This is a genomic window from Mycobacteroides sp. H001 (genome assembly GCF_001440005.1).
Lineage (GTDB): Bacteria > Actinomycetota > Actinomycetes > Mycobacteriales > Mycobacteriaceae > Mycobacterium > Mycobacterium gwanakae.
Genome location: NZ_LJYH01000034.1, coordinates 104,038 through 123,028, shown reverse-complemented (window position 1 = coordinate 123,028; position 18,991 = coordinate 104,038). Strand labels below are relative to the sequence as shown.

14 protein-coding genes and 1 pseudogene are annotated in these 18,991 nt (G+C 63.0%); 14 read left to right on the top strand and 1 reads right to left on the bottom strand.

Going from position 1 to position 18,991, the window contains the following annotated elements; genetic code table 11:
- The first annotated feature begins 789 nt into the window (after positions 1-789).
- Genes AOT83_RS17070 through AOT83_RS17045 form a run of 6 tightly spaced genes read left to right on the top strand, consistent with a single transcriptional unit; the run spans position 790 to position 7,087 of the window.
- On the top strand, positions 790-1,860 hold the full coding sequence (locus AOT83_RS17070; protein WP_057966611.1) for a glycosyltransferase family 4 protein: 1,071 nt from the start codon (positions 790-792) through the stop codon (positions 1,858-1,860).
- The gene (locus tag AOT83_RS17065) at positions 1,857-3,041 is read left to right on the top strand and encodes a glycosyltransferase family 4 protein (protein ID WP_057966533.1); all 1,185 of its coding nucleotides are present in this window, start codon (positions 1,857-1,859) and stop codon (positions 3,039-3,041) included. The genes AOT83_RS17070 and AOT83_RS17065 overlap by 4 nt, the downstream gene beginning before the upstream one ends.
- On the top strand, positions 3,034-4,332 hold the full coding sequence (locus tag AOT83_RS17060; protein WP_057966534.1) for an oligosaccharide flippase family protein: 1,299 nt from the start codon (positions 3,034-3,036) through the stop codon (positions 4,330-4,332). Before AOT83_RS17065 ends, AOT83_RS17060 begins: the two co-directional genes overlap by 8 nt.
- Positions 4,329-5,333: a glycosyltransferase gene (locus AOT83_RS17055; RefSeq protein ID WP_057966535.1), complete on the top strand. Its 1,005-nt coding sequence runs from the start codon at positions 4,329-4,331 to the stop codon at positions 5,331-5,333. Before AOT83_RS17060 ends, AOT83_RS17055 begins: the two co-directional genes overlap by 4 nt.
- The gene (locus AOT83_RS17050) at positions 5,320-5,931 is read left to right on the top strand and encodes a YdcF family protein (protein WP_057966536.1); all 612 of its coding nucleotides are present in this window, start codon (positions 5,320-5,322) and stop codon (positions 5,929-5,931) included. Before AOT83_RS17055 ends, AOT83_RS17050 begins: the two co-directional genes overlap by 14 nt.
- A gap of 10 nt (positions 5,932-5,941) precedes the next feature.
- Entirely contained in the window at positions 5,942-7,087 is a 1,146-nt protein-coding gene (locus AOT83_RS17045; RefSeq protein ID WP_057966537.1) for a glycosyltransferase, read from the top strand.
- Here AOT83_RS17045 and AOT83_RS17040 read toward each other — a convergent pair.
- Positions 7,084-9,474 (bottom strand): hypothetical protein, encoded by a 2,391-nt coding sequence (locus tag AOT83_RS17040; RefSeq protein ID WP_057966538.1) that lies wholly within the window; start codon positions 9,472-9,474, stop codon positions 7,084-7,086. The two genes, AOT83_RS17045 and AOT83_RS17040, sit on opposite strands and share 4 nt — an antisense overlap.
- A 431-nt stretch (positions 9,475-9,905) precedes the next feature.
- Here AOT83_RS17040 and AOT83_RS17035 point away from each other — a divergent pair, with 431 nt between their 5' ends.
- The 8 genes and pseudogenes from AOT83_RS17035 (at position 9,906) to AOT83_RS17000 (ending at position 18,970) form a co-directional block, all read left to right on the top strand.
- The gene (locus AOT83_RS17035; protein WP_046252679.1) at positions 9,906-10,763 is read left to right on the top strand and encodes an ABC transporter permease; all 858 of its coding nucleotides are present in this window, start codon (positions 9,906-9,908) and stop codon (positions 10,761-10,763) included.
- A 1-nt stretch (position 10,764) separates the two neighbouring features.
- A pseudogene (locus tag AOT83_RS17030) lies at positions 10,765-11,620 on the top strand (ABC transporter permease).
- Complete coding sequence (locus AOT83_RS17025) at positions 11,621-13,189, top strand: MCE family protein (protein WP_046252677.1); 1,569 nt, start codon at positions 11,621-11,623, stop codon at positions 13,187-13,189.
- On the top strand, positions 13,186-14,244 hold the full coding sequence (locus tag AOT83_RS17020) for an MlaD family protein (protein ID WP_057966539.1): 1,059 nt from the start codon (positions 13,186-13,188) through the stop codon (positions 14,242-14,244). Before AOT83_RS17025 ends, AOT83_RS17020 begins: the two co-directional genes overlap by 4 nt.
- Positions 14,237-15,283 carry an MlaD family protein gene (locus AOT83_RS17015; RefSeq protein WP_057966540.1) on the top strand — a complete coding sequence of 349 codons (1,047 nt, stop codon included), beginning with the start codon at positions 14,237-14,239 and terminating at the stop codon, positions 15,281-15,283. Before AOT83_RS17020 ends, AOT83_RS17015 begins: the two co-directional genes overlap by 8 nt.
- The gene (locus tag AOT83_RS17010; protein ID WP_046252674.1) at positions 15,280-16,398 is read left to right on the top strand and encodes an MCE family protein; all 1,119 of its coding nucleotides are present in this window, start codon (positions 15,280-15,282) and stop codon (positions 16,396-16,398) included. The genes AOT83_RS17015 and AOT83_RS17010 overlap by 4 nt, the downstream gene beginning before the upstream one ends.
- Positions 16,398-17,723 carry an MlaD family protein gene (locus tag AOT83_RS17005; RefSeq protein WP_057966541.1) on the top strand — a complete coding sequence of 442 codons (1,326 nt, stop codon included), beginning with the start codon at positions 16,398-16,400 and terminating at the stop codon, positions 17,721-17,723. The genes AOT83_RS17010 and AOT83_RS17005 overlap by 1 nt, the downstream gene beginning before the upstream one ends.
- Positions 17,720-18,970 carry an MlaD family protein gene (locus AOT83_RS17000; protein ID WP_057966542.1) on the top strand — a complete coding sequence of 417 codons (1,251 nt, stop codon included), beginning with the start codon at positions 17,720-17,722 and terminating at the stop codon, positions 18,968-18,970. The genes AOT83_RS17005 and AOT83_RS17000 overlap by 4 nt, the downstream gene beginning before the upstream one ends.
- Positions 18,971-18,991 lie beyond the last annotated feature (21 nt).

The window sequence follows — 18,991 nt, the reverse complement described above, 5'->3', positions numbered from 1 at the left end:
GTTCGTTCATATCGGCTGATTCGTATGGACGATTTAGGCAATTGAGCCCGACCTATTTACGTGTAGAGGTTTCCATAACGACCAAAAACACGCCACGTGATGACTGTCACGCTACTTCACGGGTCGCAACGTCACAAATGAAAGTTTTATTGCAGGGAAATAAGAATCATCTAACAAACATCTCCCACCGCCACCTATTGCTAATCTTCACGCCAATCACACAACGCTCACCGGCAAGTAACATTTCCATAACATGACCAGTTCAGGACGATTCAGGCAACGCGGAACGCGTCCGCCCCAGTCTGCCACAGCGTTATCTTGAGCACCACACACCCGCTAGTTGCGGGCAAATTAAAGGCAAGGCCAAACCCAACTTTCAATGAGCGAAACCCCTGCCTCAGGTTGCGGAGCACCCACGGTGTGTTGCAGGCTAGAGACGAGTCGGCTGCCTGGCGGCATGAACTAGGCGCATCGGACGTCGGTGCGCATATGAATTTCGCATCCGAAGAGCATCGCGCTACTCGGGAATATTGTTTGGCCTACTCAGGCATTATGAGCATCAATGGATACGAACCTATCGGCGGCCACGTGCAGGTGCATGTTGAGTCGGTTGAACATTGAACAAACATGAGGGATGGGGCCGAGCCCCCAAGGCGGACCACGCATGTCGGCGAACACATGCGTGGCGATGGACGACGCGCGACGTCGGACCGATGCCGCAGCCGTCACCGATAGCAAAGATCGCCAGCAGCAGAGATGAGGCCTGATATGGCGCCCATCAGAGTGCACATGACCGGCGCGGAGTGGTTCTCCTCGTTGCCGGGCGGGTTGAACCGGTACTTCACCGATCTGTTCACCGCGCTCCGCCACCGGGACAACATCGAACTGTCGGCCGCCGCGTTCGGGGTGCCCTCTGAGGGTGGATGGTCTTGGGGCGCCACCGGCGGGTCCACCCGAACGCGGGTTCTCACCGCGTTCAACGATCGATCCGGGCTGCGACAACCCGGCATTCTTGATCGCCACTTCTGCCTGTATGGACCATCGGCCACCGGATGGCGCACCCGCAGCCGCCTAGTTGTGCACTTCCACGGACCCTGGGCAGCAGAAAGCAGGTTCGCAGGAGCCGGAGCCCTCCGTTCCCGCGCCAAGTACGTCGTGGAGCGCCTCCGGTACACCGGCGCCGAGCGGATGATCGTCCTGTCGGATCGATTCCGTGATGTTCTAATCGAGGACTATCGGATACCGGCGGATCGCATCGAAGTCATTCCACCCGGGGTCGACCTCGACCGATTCGGACTGCTACCACCGTTGGAGGCACCCACCGGGCGGCGCACCGTGCTCTGCGTGCGCAGGCTCGAACACCGCATGGGAATTCACCGCCTCATCGAATCGTGGCCGGCCGTCGTATCCGCGCATCCAGATGCCTGCCTGATGATCGTGGGCACGGGCACCGCCGAGAATGATCTGAGAGCACAGGTGTCAGCGGCGGGTCTGGACGACAGCATCCAATTCACCGGACGTGTGGACGACCCCACCCTGACACAGCTCTACACACTTGCCGACCTCACCGTCGTACCATCTGTGGCTCTTGAGGGGTTCGGATTGATCGCACTCGAATCCTTAGCCACCGGCAGACCTGCCGTGGTCACCGACTGTGGCGGACTCCCCGACGCGGTACGCGGTCTGGACCCCACGTTGATCGTGCCATCCGACAACGCCGAAGCGCTTGGGGCACGCCTCATCTCGGCACTCGATGGCGTGCTCCCCAGCGCGCAGCAGTGCCGGCGACATGCCGAGTCGTTCTCCTGGGCGGCTGCCGCGCAGCGTCACCACGCCGTGTATTCGGAGGTGAGCGCGTGATCCGGGCGGTATTCGTCACCCACACGGCCGCGCCCTCCGGCGCGGAGCTGGCAACTTCGCGCTTGCTGTCGGCGCTACGCAATGTACCCGCGGAGTTCACGGTCGAACCGTCCGTGATCTACACCGAAGACGGCCCCATGGTCAGCGCAATGAAGTCCCAAGGCATACAAACATCATTGTTGGCCAACACTTTCGATAGCCGAAGCGTCACCATTGACGGTTCCGGATGGTTGCGCAGGTTGACCGGAGCCGCGGCACTGGTTCGGCTCGGATGGGATCTGGGAGCCGTCGTGCGGGAGCACGGAGCCGATGTGCTGATCGCGGGGAGCACAAAAGCTCTCATCATGTCTGCCGTTGCGGCCAAACGAGCGCGGATTCCCTTGATTTGGCATGTTCACGATCGGATATCAGCCGAATATTTCGGTGCCACACTGGCATTCCTTATCCGAAGGATCGGCATGATGGTGTCCGACGGGTACATCGCCAACAGCCGATCCACCCAGAACTCCCTCCGGCCACAGCGGCGCCCGGGCGTCGTGGCGTACCCCGGGCTGGATTTTCTGCGGACACTCGACACAGAACACCCGCCCCAGCGCCCGCCCGCCGACACCGTTGTCGCTGTCGTCGGCAGACTGACGCGATGGAAGGGACAAGACGTGTTCCTCAGGGCGCTGGCCAACACCAGCGTTCAGCCTCGGCGCGTGTACCTCGTCGGCGGCACCTTCTTCGGCGAGGATTCCTTTCGAACCGAATTAGAAGACCTGGCAAGCGAACTGCAGCTGCCGGTGACATTCACCGGTCATCTCGACGACCCCTCCGACATCCTGTCCACCGCCGACATCCTGGTGCATTGCTCGGTCATCGCCGAGCCCTTCGGGCAGGTCGTCGTCGAAGGGCTGCGCGCGGGCTGCGCGGTCATCGCCACCCAGCCCGGCGGTCCCGCCGAGGCTATTGAATCGGGAGTTCACGGGCTGCTGGTCGACGCCGGCAACGCTGATCAGTTGACCGATGCCCTCGACCGTCTCATTGAAGACCGTGACCTTCGAATCCGATTGGCGCAAGCCGGTCAGTCTCGGGCCAGAAAATTCGATATCGCCGACTCGGCACAGACCGTCGCATCGTTCTTCGCGCAGATCCTCAACCGTCGCGCGACTGCATCGTTAGAAGAGCGCAGTGTCTAGGGGACCGCGAAACAGCGCAACGCTTCCCCGCGCATTACGACTGGCCCGGGATTTCGGGGCCGTTGTCTTCGGTAAGTACGGCCAATACCTCGTGACATTCGCGACCGTGCCACTGCTTGCCCGAATTCTGGGCCCGGCGGGAATGGGGCTATTGGCCGTGGGGATGGCGGCGTACTTCTTCGGCTCCATCGTCGTCGACCTGGGCATGACACCGTTCCTCGCGGCTCAAGTGCCCGCCCTACGCAACACCCCCGCCGAACTCCGGCAGGTGCGTACCGACTACTTATCCCTGAGATTGATCACCCTGGCCGTGCTCGGCACCGCGTTCGGTGTCGGCTGGATAGCCGGGGCGCCCCCGTATGTGCACATGATTCTGTTGGGACTCTTCGCCGGTGGGCTCTGGGCCACCTCCGATGACTGGCTGCTCATTGGGCAGGGGCGGTTTGTTGCATCCGCGGTTTACCAGGGCTCCGGGCGCATCGCCTACCTCGTTCTTCTCATCGTGCTACTACCGCATTCCCCACACGCGTCCACCGCGGTGCTGTGCCTGCTGGGCTCCTCAGTTCTGACGGTCGCCGGCACCTGGTGGGACAGCCTGCGCACCTTCGGCGGGCTGTGTCGCCCCTACGCACCTGGCCGCATCCTCCGCACCAGCTGGCCGATCGCCACCTCACGACTTCTCACCACCGGATACGGGCAAGGCGCACCGGCCATTTACTCCGCCATGCTCGACGCCGTGTCGCTGGGCCTGTTCTCGGCGAGTGATCGTCTGGTCAGGGCCATGCAATCTCTCCTGGATATGATCGGATTGGTGCTGCTGCCCCGGATGGCGAAACGCAGTGGACACGAACACTTCTGGCGCACCGGCTTGCAAGGATTACGCGGCGCCGTCGCGGTGGCCATACTCGCAGCAGCCCTACTCTGGGCGCTCGCCGCACCGATAGTTCACCTCATTTTCGGAAGTGAGTTCCTCGGGGCCGTCGGCCTACTGCGCGCCGAGCTTCTCATTCTTCCGGCAAGCACTATCAGCTCGTACATCAGCACCGCGCTGTTACCGGTACGTCAGGACATGCATGGTGTCCTCGTAGCGTCGGTGGTAGGTACAGCGGCGTCGGTGGCCGGGCTGATCGCAGCATCCTGGAGCCACTCCGTGTGGGCACTGATTGGCGGCGTGATCGGCGCCGAATTCGGAGTAGCCATTTGGTATCTGGCCCGAATCAGGCACCTGGCAGGACGGGAACGAGGCGTGCTCATCGAGGCCGAATCGGAGCAAGAGGGTGTTGTGCGATGAAGATCCTCTTTATCGGAGATGATTGGGTGGGCAGTAATGCCCGGTCGATGGCGGACGGATTCCGCCAGGCGGGCCATGAGGTGGTCGTGGTGGACACCACCAGAGTCACCTTGCCTGCCAGGCTGTCACCGGCCTGGGTGTACTCAAAGGCCATGCGCCGGAGGGCATCCTGGGTGCAGAACGCCGTGCATGATCAGATCGATGCCATTGCGCGAGATTTCACTCCCGACATGCTCTTCGGGTTCAAATCGATCCACCTGGACCAGGCACGACTACTCCAGGTTCCGGCAGCAGTCCGCGTCCACTACAGCCCCGATGATGTCGGCAATCCCTACAACACGACGACTGATTACCTGGCACACGAACGCGAGTGGGATCTGGTGGTCACCACCAAACGCCACAACGTGACCGAGTTGCAAGATCGAGGCGCGCGCCGAGTGAAGTTCGTTCGCAGCGCCTACGACCCCGCGTGGCATCGTCCGTGCGCCAAACGGGTCGCACGGCAGTATCTTGTGGGGTTCATCGGAGCCAGACGACCGGATAGATCCGACATGATCGCCCGACTCGGCAACGAGCACGGGAAGAATCTTCTTGTTCGTGGTCCGGGCTGGCGACGCATGCCCTCGCTGCAGGCCACCGGAGCCACAGTCGGTGGCGCCGTCTACGGCGATCACTTCGCGACCACCGTGGCGTCCGTCACCGCGAACCTGGTCTTGCTGAACTCGGACAACCGCGACACCCACACCTGCCGAACCTTCGAAATACCCGCGTGCGGTGGGCTGTTCGTCGGGGAACGCACCGATGAACACAGCGAGCTGCTCAACGAGGGAACCGAATGTCTGCTGTTCTCCAACGAGGCCGAACTTGGCGAGATCCTGCAGTGGTGTGCTTGCCATCCGGCGCAAGCCGCCAAGATCGCGGGGGCAGGCCACCTTCGCGTGACGCAGGAATCGCACCGCTACGTCGACCGCGCCAAGGAGATCACCGATGAGCTCCACTGACGCCACGGAAACATCCACCGATGAGCCCTCGGTGCCTACCGCCGACCGCCGACCACGGTGGCGCAGGCGAGTCCTGTTGGCCGTGATCGCGATCGCCGTACTCACGACGGGGTTCGTCACCGCCGGCTGGCGTGTGTACATGCACCCGCAGACCGATCCGCTACGGCCCGCCGACGCGATCGTCGTATTGGGCGGCACTCCTTACGAGCGGTTCGACGTCGGGCTGGATCTGGCGAAACGCGGGTACGCACCGTACCTGCTGATCGCACAGTCGACCGGTGCCAATGACCGCAACATGGACAAGTACTGCAAGGGCCACTTCACATTCACGGTCAGCTGCTTCATCCCAGACCCCTGGACCACCGAGGGCGAAGCCCAGGAAATACGCGCCAAGGCACAGGAACTCGGCTGGCATCACATCATCGTCATCACCTTCACGCCACACGTTTCGCGTGCTCGTTACATCGTCGGAAAGTGTTTCGACGGGGAGCTCACCATGGTCGCTAGTCCCACTCCCTCTGGAGTTGCCTTCTGGTCGTGGATGTTCGTCCGGCAGTCCGGCAGTTACGTCAAGGCTTTTCTGACCCCCGGATGCTGAGGAGAGAACTATGAACTCATCGCGTATAGCGATCGTCCATGAACGTTTCACCGAGTTCGGCGGCTCCGAATTGGTGGTCGCCGAATTCATGAAGGCCTGGCCGCAGGCGAAAGTCTTCGCGCCGATCACGGAACCCCGGTGCCGACAGCAGGTATTGGAAGCCGCGGGCCGGCCGGACGATGCACCGCACGCGCCGATTTCGGGGACCTGGCTGGACAATGCCTACAGCGCTACCGGCCGCAGGTCGCACGCACCACTGCTTCCCCTAGTTCCCAGCGCCCTGAGGAAGCTCCCGCTCGGCGATGAACTCGACGCGGTGCTGATCAGTCATCACTCATTCGCCACCCAGGCGGCGTTCGCCACCGATGCTCCCGTCATCGCATACGTGCACAGCCCGGCCCGCTGGGCATGGGACCGCGCATTCCGTGATCACGAGATGGCAAGCCGGGCAGGACGAATCGCCCTGTCCGCATTGGGGAGCCTCGCGCGCCGGGGCGAACTGCGGGCAGCACCCCGCTTATCGCATGTCATCGCCAACTCACATGCCGTGGCCGAGCGGATTCGCGATTGGTGGGGGCTACCGTCGACAGTGATCAGCCCACCCGTACGCATCGACAGGTTCTCTCCCGATCCGTCGATTGCCCGCGAGGACTTCTATTTGTGTGCGGGCAGGCTCGTTCCGTATAAGCGTGCGGACCTGGCCATCCGGGCCGCCCAACGGGCCAATTGCCGCCTGGTAGTGCTGGGCGAGGGACGATTCCGCGATCACCTGGAAGAAATCGCCGGACCCGAGACCACCTTTCTCGGCGCCGCATCCGACGAGGTTCTCCTGGACATGTACCGGCGATGCCGCGCCCTGTTGATGCCCGGCGTGGAGGACTTCGGGATCGTCCCCGTCGAGGCAATGGCGTGCGGAACACCGGTCCTGGCGCTGGGCGCGGGAGGTGCTCTGGACACCGTGGAGCCCGGCATTACCGGTGAACACGTACAGGCGGGCCCGGATGACGCCGTCGTAGCACAGCTCGCCGAGCTGATGCGGGACTTCAACCCCGCCGACTACGACACCAGCGCCATCCGGTCGCAGGCGTGCGGATTCTCACCCGAGGCGTTCCGTTCCCGGATCGCCGATATCGTGCTGGGAGCCGTGCGCCTCTAGTCGCCCGTCGAGTGCTTTCCTGCACTTGATGACGATCCGCCATGGGCACCCGAACCCTCCGAACCGCCGCCCGCGCTCGAACCACCACCGGATGACGCCTCCGATGCGCGATGCTTTCCACCCGACTCACTGGGCGAAGCCACCTTGACCTTCACCTTGTTAGACGTACCCGAGGAATCCTCATGATGCTTGCCGCTATCGGAGTCGCTCTTGGTCACCGACGACGTGCCTGAATCCTTATTCGCCTCAGCAGCTTTCGACTCAGACTGAGTAGACGTCGCAGATTCGATCGTGTTAGTCACCGTAGAGGTAATCGCACCCCTCGTCTGCTTGATCGACCCGCTGGCCGAATCCTTCAGCGCACTATTCGCCTTATCGACCTTGTCCTGCAGCTTCTCCTTCACGACCGGCTTCGCCGGCCTCTCCTTGTCTTTCGAGTCTTCCTTCGCCTCGGCCTTGGGGGCCTCTTTCGCGACATCCGGCGTGGGAGCGGCAGCGGCAGCAGGTTGAGCTGCCGCTTCGCCGATCGGCGTCGCACTCAATTCCGAAGCGCTGGAAACGGATGCGGAAAGCGGCGCCGGCGCGACCTTCTCGACAACCTTGTCCTTGGCGGTGAGGAGGTTCGAGGTGAGATCCAGTTTCGGAGCCTCAAGCTGCTTGGCCTCAGGTGCCGTCGCAGCGCCCAGTTTCTGCGCCGGCGCAGAAGCCTCGACGTGCGTGGCCGCCGGTGCGGGCGTATCGGTGGCCGCCAAGGTGTTGGGCGCCGGAGACGAGAGCGGCGCGGGAGCCGCACCGATCACGCTGGCGAGCTGCGTCATCACGTCCTTGTAGAACTTGGAGGCCTGCAGGGTGTTCGACGCCGCGCCATTGAACAGATTCCCGTACTGCGCGGTGAGCATGTCCGAGATCGGTGTCATGACGGGCGTGACCAAACCCTTGTACAGCGGCGTCAGAGCCTTGGCGAGTTCGACTGTCGGGTCCGGGATTCCGAGGGCAGTACTGATCAGGCCGGAGACAGTGATGAGCTGGGTTGGCACGATGCCACCCGTGGGAATCAGGTTGGGCGGGATGATTCCCAGAGGCGTGTTGGCTCCGGGTGCCGTGCCGATCTGGAAGGTCGGCATGAGCCCAACACCGAACAGCGATGGCAGCGTGAAGCCCATGCCCTCGGTCCCCATGTTGAAGCCACCCAGGGAATAGACGATCGGTATCGGCAGCGCTCCGGAGAACGGCGTCTGCAACACCATCACGTTCTGCCCATTGTTGATATTGAATCCGTTGGTGCCGAGGTAGTTTCCGGTCGTCACATTGAGATTCGTCATACCCAGGCCGAGCATCGGAACGGAGAAGTTGGACAACGTCGTGCCGACCGGCGAGTAGATACCGTTCTGCGTCGGGATCAGGACATGTGCGTTGAACTGGCCTGCCTGCCCCAGCCCCAGCGGAGCCTTGATGCCGTTGGCCCACATGGGAATCGACAGCACGGTCTGCGGAACGTTCACGGCACCGCCGTCGACCACCAAGGTGGGCGCGGTCGCCCACCATCCGGTCTCCATCCCCAGCGGGAATGTGTAGTTTCCCGCACCCATCGGGACCCAGGCCGTCACGTTCGGCAAGGTGCCATCGGGCAGGATTCGGACCGAATCGGGCAAGATGCCCAGCGGGTCCAGCGAGGCCGGGATCTTGATGTTGAGCCCGCTCGGTGTCTGCACAAAGGTGTTGGTGATGGTTGTCAGGCCGCTGGCCTGAAGCAGCGGCCAGTTGTAGCCCGCCGTGAACTTGTCCTGCTCGGCGATCAGTCCGTCGACGATGTCGCTCAGGGGCGGAAGCTGGTTGACGATGGGCCCGATGATGGGGTTGTTGAACACACCGTCAAGCGCGTTGGCCAGACCATTGAGCAGGTTGGCGCCCGGGATGGTCGTCGGCAGAGGCAGGTCGACGAAACCCTGTCCGGGAATCTTAATCGCGGGAATGACTCCCGGAACAGCCGTCGGGAGCGGAGTGCTTGCGAGGTTCCGCAGCACATCCGGGAGGTCAGCGATGCTGGTCAGATTGGAGTGGGTAAGGCTCGTCCCGAACGTCGGGAGCAGCCCTCCGGATCCCTGGGCGATGGGATTCCAGACGCCTCCAGCAGCAGATCCGATCGCATTAGTCCCGGATAAGTAGTTATTGAGCGCGTCCTTAGAGTCGGTGACCGCACCCTTGTAGTCCGGCGCCGCCGCGGCCGCCTGCGCGGTGGGCCCGACAAAAGCCAAGCTGGCAGTCGCGGCGACGGCGCCGGCCGCCGTCACGGTGCGTTGGACGACGACCTTTTTGGATGACTTTCGATGCCGCTTGGACAAAACCGCAACCCTCTCCTTTGAGGAAACCTGAAACGTGAGCAGCACTGTAAACGTGTGACCCACCTCATAGTCGTTATTTGAAAATCGTGTCTACCTGCGATTTGTTTGGTAACACTGCGTGCCCAGACCGGCCCCGGTCGCTGCGAGCAGCGCAAGGAGGGGCCTTACTCACGCAAAGTGATTGACGAAAGTTTGCTAGAGACGTCAACAAGCGTTTACGGCGAGCAACCCGACGGCCGAAGCAAACATGCAAACCTTGCAGCCATCGGGGTACTACAACCCCAGTAGACGACCGTCAATTTACGTTCACGCCTGAATCCATTTTCGCGTTTCGCATGTATCCAGGAACCGAATAGCCCATGATGTCCGAGACGTACTCGTAGATTGCTGGGATTTGTGTTCCAGGTCACACAGGGAGCCGCATTGATTGCCGTAGCCGCAACCACTCTGAGCTGCGTCTGCGCGGGCCACCTGCGATGACCACACAAGACGAGCGCCGCGCAACCACTGATGGCGTTGCGGCGATCCAGGATTGGACGACCGGATACGTCAAGCGCCACCCCCTTGAATCACTCAAGACCGTCGGCGAGCAGTTCATGCTCGGAGTCCGCACCATCCAGTGGTTCTTCATCGACCTGTTCACCGGCCAATTCCAGTGGCAGGAGTTCGTCAGGCAGGGCGCCTTCCAGGCCGGCACCGCCGTCGTGCCCGTCATCCTGGTCACCCTGCCCATCGGTGTCACGCTCTCCATCCAGTTCGCACTGCTCGCCGGACAGGTCGGTGCGACATCACTGGCCGGTGCGGCCAGTGGCATCGCCATCATCCGGCAGGCTGCCTCACTCGTGGCCGCTCTCCTGATGTCCGCGGCCGTGGGTTCGGCGATCACCGCCGACCTCGGCTCGCGCACCATGCGCGAGGAGACCGACGCCATGGAGGTCATGGGCGTCTCGGTGATCCGGCGACTCGTCGTCCCCCGCTTCGCGGCAGCCATCATGATCGGTATCGCGCTCACCGGAGTCGTCTGCTTCGTCGGATTCCTCGGCGCCTACCTATTCAATGTCTACTGGCAGAACGGCGCCCCGGGCAGCTTCGTCACAACCTTCTCCGCCTTCGCGACCCCCGGCGACATGATCCTGGCCCTCATCAAGGCCGTTATCTACGGCGCCATCGTGGCAGTGGTGGCCTGCCAGAAGGGTCTGTCCACCAAGGGCGGCCCGATCGGTGTCGCCAACTCGGTGAATGCGGCCGTCGTGGAATCGATCCTGCTGCTGATGACGGTCAACCTCGCCATCAGCCAGCTGTACATCATGATGTTCCCGCGGACGGGGCTGTGACATGACCGCATCAACTTATGTGCCCCCGATTGCACGGCCCTTCGTCGGCATCTACAACAAGGCGCAGAAGCCGATCACCCGGCTCGGCCACATGGTCGCGTTCTTCTTCCGCGCGATCGCCGGCGTACCCATTGTGCTGCGCCACTATTGGAAAGAATTCCTGCGGCATCTGTCCGATATCGCCTGGGGCAACGGGTCTCGTGGTCGGTGGCGGTACCGCGGGCGTCATGATCGTCCTCGGCATCATCGCCGGTGGACTGGTTGCCATCGAGGGCTACAACTTCCTGGACCTGCTGGGGCTGGGCCCGGCCACCGGCATCATCTCCTCCCTGGTGAACACCCGTGAACTCGCCCCGATCATGGCCGCGATCGCCTTCGCCACCCAGGCCGGCTGCCGCTTCACCGCACAGCTCGGCGCCATGCGCATCTCCGAAGAGATCGATGCCATGGACTCCATCGCGATCCGGCCCATCCCCTACCTGGTGACCACCCGGCTGATGGCGGCCACCGTGGTCACCATCCCGTTGTACGTCGCGTGCCTTGCCGTCAGCTACCTGTCCTGCCAGATCATGGTGGGGATCATGAGCGGTGGATCCATCGGTTCATACCTGCACTACTTCGGTATCGGCGTGAGCGGCATCGACATCTTCTACTCGGTCATCAAGGCGATCATCTTCGTGTGGCTCGCCTCGACCATCCAGTGCTACTACGGCTTCTACGCCAGCGGCGGCCCCGAAGGCGTGGGCGTAGCTGCGGGGCATGCCATGCGCGCTGCCATCACACTCGTGATCATCGTCAACATGCTGCTCACCATGGCGCTCTGGAGCGTCGACGCAGGTGCGAGGTTGGGTGGCTAGATGGCGGCGAATTCCTTTGAGACGGACGGCCGTGGACCATCCGAGAAGCTCCTGCTGGGTACCGGCGTCGCGATGATCGTGGTGGCCGCACTGGTCACTGGCGTGATGATGCTGAAGTCCACGGGGCGTCTCAACGACTTCGTTCGCGTGGTTGCCGATCTCAACAACGTCGGTGACGGGCTGCCCCAGAAATCCGACGTGAAGTACCACGGTGTTCTGGTCGGCGAGGTCGATGGCGTCACTCCCGCCGCCAACGGCCAGCCCAATTTCGTGCACATCAACCTCAAGCCGCAATACGCCAAGTCCATCCCCAGCACCGCCACCGCTCGCGTCGTTCCCAGCAACGTCTTCGCGGTGTCCTCGGTGCAGCTGGTGGACCGGGGGCAGGGTGCTCCGATCCGCGCGGGCGCACACATCGCCGAGGACACCCAGCTGCCGACCGTTCTGTTCCAGACGACGGTGAGCAAGCTGCGTGACGTCCTCACCGCGACCGGCCGCGGCCGCGACGATCACTCCACCGGCATCCTGGCCGCGCTGGGAGCCGCGACCGACAATCGCCGCGTCAAGCTCCTCACCGGCGGTGCGCAGCTGAACCGCCTCATTGCCCAACTCAACGACATCGTGGTGACGGACACCGGCCCGTCCACGGTCAAGGCTCTGCTCGATGCGACCGAGGGGCTCAAGCAGACCGCACCCGAACTGCTCGACTCGCTGCACCAGGCCGTCAAACCGATGCAGACATTTGTCGAAAAACGCGAACAGCTGACCAGCCTGATCAACGGCGGCCTCACGACGGTGGGGACCACCCGGCAGGCCTTCGACAATCACACCGATCAGCTGATCGGCATCACCACAGAACTAACGCCCGTCCTCGGCACGTTCTCGAACAACGCGGGCAAGTTCCAAATGATCTTCCAGAAGATCAACCAGATGAATCAGAAATGGTTCGAGAATCCCTGGCTGTCCGACGTGGATACCGGCAACATGCGGGTGAACCTCTCGCTGACCCCCGGATACAGCTACACGCGAGCCGACTGCCCACGCTATGGCGAGCTCAAGGGTCCCAGCTGCTTCACCGCACCCGAGCTCGTGGTGCGTCCAGACCTGCCGGAAGAACTGCTTCCCCAGAACTACAAGGTGCCCCCGGACCTGCAGCCACCACGCGGAACTGTGGTGGGCCCCAACGGAAATCTGATCGCGGTCGGCCCGCCGTACGTGGTGCCCCCCGGCGGCCCGAATCTGACGGACCCGAACCCCCCACTGCCGCCGTGGCAGGCGGTGCCGGTGCCGCGCGTCCCCGGGACCGCGGATCCCGATCTCCTGGAGCCGCCGCCGCCACCACCTCCCCCGCTGCCGGCCGCACCGGTTGCTCCCGGCGCACGGGACGGTGGCGGCGCACCGATCGCACCGGCATCGTTCGGCGGGACGGTGGGCCCGGTAGGCAGCGCAGTAGAGCGCACTCAGCTCAGTGTCATCACCGATAAGCCTGCTAGCTCCTCCACACAGCTGCTACTCGGCCCGGTCGTGCGGGGCACCACGGTCTCGCTCGCGAAGGAAGGATCCCAATGAAGTTCCGTGGTCCGTTGATCGCGCTGGTCGTCTTCATGGCGGTCGCGATGGTGCTGACGTGGCTGGTGTATGCCACGTTGCGCCGTGATGTGGCGGGCGGGACCACGGCGTACTCGGCGGTCTTCACCGATGTGTACGGGTTGCGAGACGGTGATGACGTCCGCATGGCCGGTGTGCGCGTGGGACGCGTGGAGAAGATCGAGCTGGTCAACAACAATCAGGCCAGGGTCGACTTCGTCGTCCAGAACGACCAGAAGCTGTACGGCAACACCCTTGCCTCCGTGACGTATCAGAACATCGTCGGTCAGCGGTACCTGGGCCTGTCGCTCGGCAAGACCGGTGACACCAACGTGCTGGCTGCGGGATCGACAATTCCTCTGGAGCGCACCGATCCTTCCTTTGATGTCACCACACTGCTCAACGGATACGAGCCACTGTTCAGCACGCTCTCGCCGGAGCAGGCCGACAATCTCACCAAGGGCGTCATCCAGTCCCTGCAGGGTGATCAGGCCTCGATCACGTCGCTGGTCGACCAAACCTCCACGCTGACAAAGACCTTCGCAGGACGCGACCAGGTGCTGGGCAATGTGATCACCAGCCTGAGCACAGTGACGGGAAACTTGGCGCAGCAGAACGACAGTCTCGACAAGGCCATCACCAACACCCGGAAGGTCGTAGCGGATTTCGACTCCCGCCGTCCGGAGCTGGTCAACTCGGTGGGCTCACTGGCACAGACCCTGCGGCGGGTGTCAAAGATCACCGACGAGGTCTACCCGTCACTCGATGAACTCATCACGCGCCAACCAGGTTTCGCCAAGCACATGGTGCAGATCGAGCCGAAGCTGGCCTTCCTAGGCGGCAACCTACCGCTGCTGCTCAAGGGCTTGGCCCGTATCACCGGCGACGGCGCCTACGGCAACGCTTACATCTGCGATCTGAACATCACCGGCTTCTTCCCGGGCCTCAACGACGTGGTGCCGATCATCGTCAACGCGGCGACACCCGGCAACGTCACCCAGCACACCCCGCGATGCAGGAACCTGGCCAATGGCTGAACAAACGAGATGGCAGAAGATCAAGAACCGTCCGGTCGAGACCTACAACAAGACCTGGCTCGGGTTCATCGCGATCGCCGTGATCGGTGCACTCGTGGGCGGGATGCTGCTCGTCAAGGCAATCGGTTTCGGGTACACCACCTACACCGCCGAGTTCGCGCAGGCAGCATCGCTGCGGTCCGGTCAGCCCATCACCGTGGCGGGCATCCCGCTGGGAACGGTCACCAGCATGAAGCTGGTCGGAGATCACGTCGAGGCCAAGCTCTCGGTCAGCGATGACGTGAAGCTGGGTAAGGACACCAAGGCCGCGATACGGGTGACCACGATCCTCGGTTCCCGATACCTGGACCTGCGCCCGGAAGGACCGGGGTCGTTGCCCAACAAGACAATCGACCTCGCCCACACGGAGGTCCCCTACGACTTGCAGGCGACCCTGCAGGACGTGACGAACACCTTCGACCAGGTCGATTTCGACAAGGTGGCTCAGTCGTTGAGCATTCTGGGTAAACAGCTCGACGGGCTGCCCGAGGTGGTCCCCCAAGCCATGCAGAACATCCAGACACTGTCGGGAATCATCGCCGAACGACGCGACCAGTTGGGCACGCTGCTCAAGAGCACCGAGAAGGTCACCAACACGCTGCACCGTCAGCAGCAGGGCGTGGGAACCCTGATCAATCAGGGGCAGAGCCTGATCGGCGAATTCGTGGTGCGCCGTGGCACTTTCCACGCGATGATGCAGTCGCTCACCAACCTGGTCGAGCAGCTCAGCAAGATCGTCATCAGGAACCGGCCGCAGCTCGACGACATGCTCAAGACGCTGCATCAGCTCACCGACATGCTCGGCCAGCATGACGACCTGCTGCGCAGCATTCTGCAGGTTGCACCCGTCGCGCTGCGCGGCGTCACCAACGCCACCGGCACTGGCAACGCCATCGAGTTCAATGCCCCCAACGGCCTGGCCGTCGACTCCTGGATGTGCGCAATCAGCGGTCGCGCAAAGCAATTCGGCATGATCCAGTACTTCAAGGACTGCAAATGAGTAGCGGCAGAGGGAAGGCCATCGCCGTCATCGCAACGATCGCGTTAGTGGTCGCCGCGATCGTCGGCGCAGGGGCGTACTACGTGAAGTCGCAGTTGGATCACATCACGCTGACCGCTCAGTTCGACAACGCTTCCGGACTGTACGAGTCCAATGTTGTTGCAGTACTGGGCATGCCGGTCGGCAAGATCACGAAGATCACCCCCCGATCCGGGTATGTCGACGTGGAGTTCACTGTCGACAAGGACGTCAAGGTGCCCGTCGACGTGCAGGCCGTCACCCTGTCGACATCGATCCTCACCGATCGCCAGGTCGAGCTGTCTCCCCCATACCGGGGTGGGCCGACACTCAAGGACGGCGACACCATCGGACTAGACAAGACGAAGACGCCGGTGGAATTCGACCGCGTACTGGGCATGCTCGACAGATTGTCGGTATCGCTCAAGGGCGACGGAAACGGTCAGGGACCGGTGGGCGACATCATCAATGCGGCCGCCGGAGTCGCAGACGGTAACGGCGACAAGATCAAGTCAGGCCTTGACGAACTATCAAAAGCGTTGCGGCTCAGCTCAGAGGGCGGCGTAACCACCCGCGAGCAGATGACGACCATCATCAAGAACGTCAGCTCACTGTTCGACGCCGCAGCGGCCAACGATGGCAAGCTGCGCGAATTCTCCACCACCATCCACCAACTGAGCAACATCATCGACGACGAAGCGCTCGGCACCGGCAACACCGGGCGCAAGCTCAATGATCTGGTGAAGCAAGCCGGCGACCTCCTGGAAGTCAACCGCGACCACATCAAGGCGGCGGTCCTCAACGGCAACACGGCACTAAAGACAGTCTCGGACAACCAACGCGAGCTCGCCGAGACCCTCGACCTTGCGCCGCTGGCCGTGGAGAACCTCTACAACATCATCGACCAGGACAACGGGTCGCTGCGCGCACGATTCCTCACAGACAAGCTGCTGTTCGAGAGCCAGACAGCCAAGGAGATCTGCAACATGATGGGCCTGCGCCAACTGGGCTGCAGCACAGGAACATTGCAGGACTATGGGCCCGATTTCGGCCTCTCCTATGTGCTCGACGGGCTCGCGGCGATGGGGCAAAAGTGATGGCTACACGCAAGCGCCTGGCAGCGATGGGCACGGCAGCGATGCTGGCGGCCACCGCCCTGTCCGGCTGTGGAACCAACGGTCTGGGAGATCTCCCGCTGCCCGCCCCCGGCGTCGGATCGGGCGGCTACCATCTGACCGCCCTGTTCTCGAACATCCTGAACCTGCCGAACAACGCCAAGGTGAAGCTGGCCGGCGCGGATGTCGGCCAGGTCGACGACATGCGGGTGAGTAACTACACCGCGATCACCACATTGCGCATCATCCACGGCGTCCGGCTCCCTAAGGGCAGCACTGCCGAGCTGCGTTCCGCGACACCGCTCGGCGACGTCTTCGTCTCGATTCGCCCCCCGGCCGGTGCCACCTCGGACTCGCCCATCCTCAAGGAGGGCGACACCATCGGCCTCGATTCGACGATGGCCGCGGCGACGGTGGAATCCGTGCTCAGCTCGGCGGCGCTCGTTTCCAACGGCGGCGCGGTACGCAACCTGACCAATGTCATCAACGGTTTCGGTAAGGCAACCGGCGATCAGGGTCAGGCGTTCGGCGATCTGATCAAGGACTCCAATCGCCTACTGGGAACGTTGAATACGCGATCGGCACAGATCTCTGATGCTCTCACCCAGACCTCGCAGTTGGCCGACCAGCTCGACACCAAGAACCAGACTCTCACCGACATCGTGAAAGAGGCCGATCCAGCCACCGAGGCGCTCGCCGCCAACACCGCTCAGCTCTCGCAGCTGGTTCTTCAGATCGGCGCCACCACCAAGCAGCTGCAGAAATTCCCGTCGATCGCGGGCACCGATACCAGCGGACACAGCGTTATCAAGGACGCGAACACGATTGCCAAGTCGTGGAATGACATCGCGCAGGACCCGACGATTGATATCAACGGCCTCAACCGGCAGATCACCACGCTCATCAAATCCACCCCCAGCAACGCGATTTCGGTACGCGTCAGTATCGACAAATTGGTACTGGGATCGATCCCCGATGCCGGGTTCAAGGGCGATATCGGTTCGCACGGCCCCAAGCGCTATAACTGGGCTCAGCTGGTCGGCTCCTTCAAATACACGCTGTGGCGCCTCCAGGAACGCGTGGTGGGCAAGGGTGTGTACGGCGAGGACGTCCCGATGCGGCCAAGCCCGACCGAACCCGGCGTGATCGAGCGCGTACCGGGACCGCCGCCGGGCGCTCCGGTGCCGCCGCCTCCCGGTCAAGCCGAACCCGCGTCGGCGCCCGCTCCTGGCCCCGTCCCCGGCATCGCACCGGCGCCCGTTCCCGCCACCGGCCCCGCCCCCGGACCGGAGGTGATGGGCCAGTGATCAACGCCCTCGCCAATGGCCTGGTCGGCACCATCCGTGCCGGGCATCGCAAGAGAATGCTGCTGTCGGGCATCGCGCTGGCCACCGTGCTGTTGGTCGCGATCGCCTACCTCACGGTGGGTGCGCTGCGCATCAGCCCGTTCTCGGGCACCTACCGCGTCAAGGTGCAGCTTCCGGAATCGGGCGGTCTGCTGCCCAACCAGGATGTCGCGCTGCGCGGCGTCAAGGTGGGCACGGTGCAGTCGTTGGCCATCACCCCGCAGGGTGTCGACGCGGTCGCCGAGATCCAGTCGAAGTACAAGATCCCCGTTTCCGCGAAGGTGCGCGTCACCGGCCTGTCACCCGCCGGTGAGCAGTACATCAACTTCGAAGGCGTCTCAGATCAGGGCCCGTTCCTCAAGGACGGCGCCGTGATCTCTGAGGGTGCGCAGGTGCCGGTGACGTTGGCCAAGCTGTTAGCTGATGCCGATGGTCTGCTGGCGCAGGTGGATCCCAAGAAGCTGGAGCTCATCAAGAAGGAACTGAGCCTGAGCAAGGAAGGCCCGCGCAAGCTCACCGAGATCATCGACGGCGGCACCTTCTTGCTGAGCACTCTGGATTCGGTGCTGCCCGAGACCACCAGCCTGCTCAAGACCAGCCGGGTGGTGCTCACCTTGGCCGCCGACAAGAACTCGGGCATCCACGCCACCGCCAACGAGCTGGGCCGCACCCTGCGCGGCATCGAGAAAATGCAAAACGGCTACCGCACCCTCGTCGATCAAACCCCCAAGACCCTGGGCGCCGTCGACAACCTGTTCGCCGACAACTCCGACACCATGGTGACCCTGCTGGGTAATCTCGCAACCGCCTCACGGCTGCTCTACTTGCGCGTTCCTGCCCTCAACGCCCTGTTCCCCAACTATCGGGCCTCGGTGTTCGACGCGCTGATGAGCATCATGCACGACGGCGGCATCTGGGCCACAGCAGATCTGTACCCGCGCTACGTCTGTGACTACCCGACACCGCGGCTGCCGCTGTCGGCCGCCGACTACCCCGAGCCGTTCCTCTACGCCAACTACTGCGCGGACACGGATCCGGCCGTCCTGATTCGCGGTGCCAAGAATGCGCCGCGACCTGCTGGGGACGACACCGCCGGACCTCCCATGGGCGCCGATATGGGTAAGAAGGCCGACCCGACACCGAAGGGCCGCTTCCAGGTACCCACCACCTATGGTGGACCGACACTGCCGATCGAACCGCCGAACTGACACCTGACCTGCGAATCAGAT

What these genes read in the sequence shown, in the direction of transcription:
- AOT83_RS17055 (WP_057966535.1), top strand. Translation starts at nt 4,329, where the DNA reads ATGAAGATCCTCTTTATCGGAGATGATTGGGTGGGCAGTAATGCCCGG.
- AOT83_RS17035 (WP_046252679.1), top strand. Translation starts at nt 9,906, where the DNA reads ATGACCACACAAGACGAGCGCCGCGCAACCACTGATGGCGTTGCGGCG.
- AOT83_RS17025 (WP_046252677.1), top strand. Translation starts at nt 11,621, where the DNA reads ATGGCGGCGAATTCCTTTGAGACGGACGGCCGTGGACCATCCGAGAAG.
- AOT83_RS17010 (WP_046252674.1), top strand. Translation starts at nt 15,280, where the DNA reads ATGAGTAGCGGCAGAGGGAAGGCCATCGCCGTCATCGCAACGATCGCG.
- AOT83_RS17070 (WP_057966611.1), top strand. Translation starts at nt 790, where the DNA reads ATGACCGGCGCGGAGTGGTTCTCCTCGTTGCCGGGCGGGTTGAACCGG.
- AOT83_RS17050 (WP_057966536.1), top strand. Translation starts at nt 5,320, where the DNA reads ATGAGCTCCACTGACGCCACGGAAACATCCACCGATGAGCCCTCGGTG.
- AOT83_RS17005 (WP_057966541.1), top strand. Translation starts at nt 16,398, where the DNA reads ATGGCTACACGCAAGCGCCTGGCAGCGATGGGCACGGCAGCGATGCTG.
- AOT83_RS17015 (WP_057966540.1), top strand. Translation starts at nt 14,237, where the DNA reads ATGGCTGAACAAACGAGATGGCAGAAGATCAAGAACCGTCCGGTCGAG.
- AOT83_RS17020 (WP_057966539.1), top strand. Translation starts at nt 13,186, where the DNA reads ATGAAGTTCCGTGGTCCGTTGATCGCGCTGGTCGTCTTCATGGCGGTC.
- AOT83_RS17045 (WP_057966537.1), top strand. Translation starts at nt 5,942, where the DNA reads ATGAACTCATCGCGTATAGCGATCGTCCATGAACGTTTCACCGAGTTC.